The 4,302-nt window shown below is 58.1% G+C and carries 4 protein-coding genes; 2 read left to right on the plus strand and 2 right to left on the minus strand.

What is annotated here, in order from left to right; translation table 11 throughout:
* Together A5782_RS25495 and A5782_RS25500 are read right to left on the minus strand one after the other, a co-directional pair.
* A partial coding sequence (locus tag A5782_RS25495) for a flavodoxin-dependent (E)-4-hydroxy-3-methylbut-2-enyl-diphosphate synthase (protein ID WP_231986672.1) occupies positions 1–143 on the minus strand: 143 nt, incomplete at its 3' end.
* Between the two features lie 825 nt (positions 144–968).
* Positions 969–1,988, minus strand: coding sequence for a PAS domain-containing protein (locus tag A5782_RS25500; RefSeq protein WP_082942907.1), 1,020 nt, complete (start codon positions 1,986–1,988; stop codon positions 969–971).
* A gap of 681 nt (positions 1,989–2,669) precedes the next feature.
* Here A5782_RS25500 and A5782_RS12845 point away from each other — a divergent pair.
* Both A5782_RS12845 and A5782_RS12850 read left to right on the plus strand, forming a co-directional pair.
* Positions 2,670–3,389 carry an ABC transporter ATP-binding protein gene (locus A5782_RS12845; RefSeq protein WP_067100094.1) on the plus strand — a complete coding sequence of 240 codons (720 nt, stop codon included), beginning with the start codon at positions 2,670–2,672 and terminating at the stop codon, positions 3,387–3,389.
* A partial coding sequence (locus tag A5782_RS12850) for an FtsX-like permease family protein (RefSeq protein ID WP_156623919.1) occupies positions 3,386–4,302 on the plus strand: 917 nt, incomplete at its 3' end. The genes A5782_RS12845 and A5782_RS12850, both read left to right, overlap by 4 nt.

Raw genomic sequence — 4,302 nt, forward strand, 5'->3', positions numbered from 1 at the left:
TAAGAGACAGGGACGATGTCGCAGCCGGCCGCGGTCAGCTCGGCGATCTGCTGCAGCGTGGTGTTGACGTCATGCGTCTTGGTGGTGCACATCGACTGCACCGAAATCGGATAGTCGCTGCCGACCCCGACGTCGCGGACCATCAGTTGGCGCGTGGTACGCCGCGGCGACGATGTTATTGGGTCAGCTTTCCACACGTGAGGCAACCACCTTGGGAACCTTCAGAACCGTTTGTTCATGGCATTCGGGATCTGGACAAATGCCCGCTGGCAGGCGCCTCCTTACTAGGATGTCTCGTTGCGAGTGCAGAATTGATTCCGGCTTCTCGCCATGTGCTGACCGAGGCGATATCCGCTGCCACGGCTTATATTTACTGGTCCACGGTCCACGTGGTTGTTCGGTGTTCATCGGGGTATCCGCGGCGGTGTATACCGGCTGCATAAGACAGTGGTGGTTATCCGGTAATCGGTCAAATCCGTACACTTATTGCCGGGCGCCCGACGGTGACGTGAGACTTATCAGCGGCGCCGCGGGGTCGTGGTGAGTCTAACCGTGCCTGAAGGACGGTGTCCTTGCCAGCCCGTGACGGTGCTAAGCGACAAGGGCATGGACGAATCGACGTCACTGGTGTCGCTTGTTCTCGTCACCGTGTCGAATGCAACCAGGGAACACCCGCAGTTGTACATCCCGACCTGCGTTGCCCGCCGTCCGTCGCGCTGCGGCGAGACTGACCAGAAAATTAGCCGGTAGACTGCTTTTCGCCGCGGCTATCGGGGCCATATGTACCACCGGTGCATCGCAATGCACCAACGTGACGGCGCACTTGTGTGTGATGACTCGTAATCGCTGTTTCTTCGAGCTTGTACTGAAACTCCCGATAGGAGCGCTAATTCCTCGTTGTAGTGTGGAGGTGTCGCGCCCTGGAAGATTAGCAAATGATGGGTCTAGGTGAATCGCGTTGCAGGTAGTCATGAGAACCTTTGCGCAGCCAGGTCTGCTGGTGTCGGCAATCTTATGCAGATTAGGCCGACGGGCGTCGCGTCTGGTAGCGCCACCTGATAGATCGTGACATGCATCCTTGTCCACCGCCCATCGGTGCTGCGAAGCCGTAGCAGCCCGACAGCCGGCTGGCGAGTGAATTGCTTTGCCATGAAACGCATAGTGGGCCGATCGTCGGGGTGCACCAGCGGAAGATCTGGGTGCTTCGATCGCCAGTCGATGTGTGGACAGGGGGGATCGACCCACTTCAGTAGATTCCATGTTTCTAAGTCGACAAGGGCGCGATGCAAGCCTTCTTGGGCCATGCCCTCAAGTATTTGACTGGCTAGATTGAAATCTGACGTACGGGTTTCCTCACGGGGCGCGCGCCAATTCATCGCCCGTGCTACTAGATGTTCGGTTCCGTCTTCATTCAGCTCGAAATTGGCACGCGCGACAAAACTTACACGGATCGGATTTCCGTCAAAAGTAGTCACGTTCCATGTGCTGCAGAAGGTGTCGCCGGGCTTGCAGTTGATGGCCGCTGCGATCACCTTCGATTCATCGTGGTTGTGTGCGCCGCCGATCGGTAAGTCCGCGGCGAAGGGCCGCCCCTCGCTTTGCTCAAGCTCGACGTTCAATCCAGAGTTCTTTAGGGCTTGTGGGGTGTCAGTCGCAGTGCCCGCGGTGAGGTCCCACTTGACCGCTCCAGGTAAAAACCTTGCGCGTGGGCGGATATTTGGAGGCCCGATCCACAAGTGCACGCCGTGGACATGACCATCGGTCATAATGATCGGCTCAGTGCGGATGCTGATTCTTCGCCCCGTGGTGTCCTTGACAAGGGGCTGCCGTTGCGCGACTGTCGCACTAACAATTGACCTGATTTCGGATATGTTGGAGTTCCGCCGGAAAAAGGAAGTCAACGGTACGTACTTCCGCAGCCGATCACCTTGAGCGACCACGACAGGCTCAGTCCCGAGGGTCTCAAATAGCAGCCAGTCGTGTCCCATGGGTATTGATCTTACGGTCGTTTCATTCACCTGAGTACACAAACCCTTAGCTTCGCCGCGATGCCAGCTTTTGGATCGCGTTGCGCCTCGCCAGCAAACCCTCAGGCGCAGTGCTGCCAGGTCGTTACCCCCTGACTTTACGAGGGTTCGCAGGACGCTTCCGATGATCAGCAAACGCAAGCGTTGGCGGGCTGGCGCAGTGTTGGGGTGAAACGCGGGGGCGGGCATACTGTCGTCGTATTTCAAGGCGGGCTCGCGTGGGAGGTCGCTCGTCGCGTTCAGCAGTCCCGGCCGCATCAACCGCTGCGTGCATCTGGGCTGCCTTCGGCTAGCGCGCCTTCGGCCGATCGGTGTGTCTCCGGGCGTTGGTCATTGATTCTGGATGACTTCTTGGGTGTGCATTCGGGGATTGGTGTCGGGCACCGTGTGTCTGCAACCCGGTAGACAGGATGATCTCTGCGATCGACTTGGCAATAATGATGGGCGGGCCATGAGGGCCGGCTGGTTTGGCTTTCCCAAGAAGAGCTTTGACGCTTGTATGTACCTGTTCAATCGACAGTTGTGCGCGGGCGGTCGGGCCGGTTTTCGGCTTAACGTATGCGGTACGTTGTCGCGAAGTCGGCTAAGCCGTTGGGGGCAACCCGGCGGCTGGAAAGGCGTAAAGCGGTGTCACAAATCGACATGGAATCCGACGGTGGGAGCGTTCTGGTACGGCTCAGCGGCATCGGGCGCAAGTACGAAGTCGGTGCGACCCAGGTACATGCACTCGACGGCATCGATCTGGACTTACGCGCGGGGGAAATCGTGGCTGTTACTGGGTCTTCGGGAGCGGGTAAGAGCTCTTTGCTACACCTGCTTGGCGCGCTAGATCGGCCAACATCGGGTTCGGTGTGCATTAATGGTACTGATGTCACTACAGCAAGTGAGCGGCGATTGGCCGACTTCCGCTTACGCAATGTTGGTTTCGTTTTCCAGGCGTTTAATCTTGTCCCAACGCTGTCTGCTTGGGAGAACGTAGCTCTCCCGCATCTTTTCGGTGGTGAGCGGATGAGCCATGCCAGAGCTGGTGCGGTGGCGCTGTTGGACAAGGTAGGCCTGGGCGACCGGATCGATCATCGCCCGAGCCAACTCTCGGGTGGCCAAATGCAGCGGGTAGCAATCGCAAGGGCACTTTCGATGCATCCCCCGATTGTGTTGGCTGATGAGCCGACAGGAAATCTCGACTCGAAGAGCAGCGAAGAGATCATGAACTTGCTGTGCGGTTTGGTTGACTCCGGAGAAACGTCGCTGGTTGTGGTGGTCACCCACGATGTTGGTTTGGCCAATTCGTATGCCAGCAGGATTATTTCGATGCGTGACGGCAAGATTGAGTCCGATAAGGTACAAGCGAGCGTGACATGAAGTTTGCGGTTGTTGCAGACCGCCTGCGATTACTCAGCATCCGGGATCTGGTTTTGCACCCGGTACGCAACACGGTCGCGGTGGCGATTGTGACCGTGTGCTCGGCATTGCTGGTGGCAGTCTTGAGTATCTACGGCTCGATCATTGGCTCGATTGACCGTGTAGATCAGGACATTTCCGGTGATGTATCGCTGCAGATCACGGCAAATTCTAGTGGCGGTGTACCCGCCAAGTTGGTCAATCAGATACGCCGGCTTGCGGGGGTGGCTGTGGCTGCGCCGCTGGTGATCACTACGGTGCCAGTCAATGGCGCCCCGACTTTGCTCCTGGGGGTCGATGCCAGCATGGCTGGCATCGACAGTCGGTTGGGCAGAACGGTTCTCAACCAGGCGTCGGGTCCAGATGTGTTCGGTAGCGGCGGTGTTATTGGTGGCTCGCGGATGTCGTTGCGTCCTGGTCAGTCGTTGGACCTCGGCGGGCATCCGACCAGGGTTACGATGGTGCTTGATGACGATGTCGCCAGTGAGATCAGCAGTGGCAGGTTCATTGTCGCGCCGTTGAGGTTAGCGCAGACGATCGCCGGTCGGCCTGGCGCTTACGATTCGGTGCTCGTGGTCACTGCCGAGGGCGCATCGCGGGCCAAGGTCACGGACGCGATCGATCGGCTGACCGCCGGCCGGGTAATCACCTCTGAACCATTGCTGGCGTCTGCGAAAAATGGTGCATTGCTGGCTTTCTTGCGCGACGCACTGCTGATTTGCACATCCCTTGCGCTCATTGTTGCCATGTTTTTGATTTTCAATGCGTTTAACATGGCGATCATTCGCAGACGATCTACGTTCGCCACTATGCGCGCTATCGGCGCTCAACCGGCCGAGATTGTGAGATGTATCGTCGGGGAGGGGATTGTTGT

The sequence above is a fragment of the Mycobacterium sp. 852002-40037_SCH5390672 genome (genome assembly GCF_001665875.1).
Classification (GTDB): Bacteria; Actinomycetota; Actinomycetes; order Mycobacteriales; family Mycobacteriaceae; genus Mycobacterium.

Coding starts and splice junctions, on each gene's coding strand:
- A5782_RS25500 (WP_082942907.1), bottom strand. CDS start 1,988: ATGGGACACGACTGGCTGCTATTTGAGACCCTCGGGACTGAGCCTGTC.
- A5782_RS12845 (WP_067100094.1), top strand. CDS start 2,670: ATGGAATCCGACGGTGGGAGCGTTCTGGTACGGCTCAGCGGCATCGGG.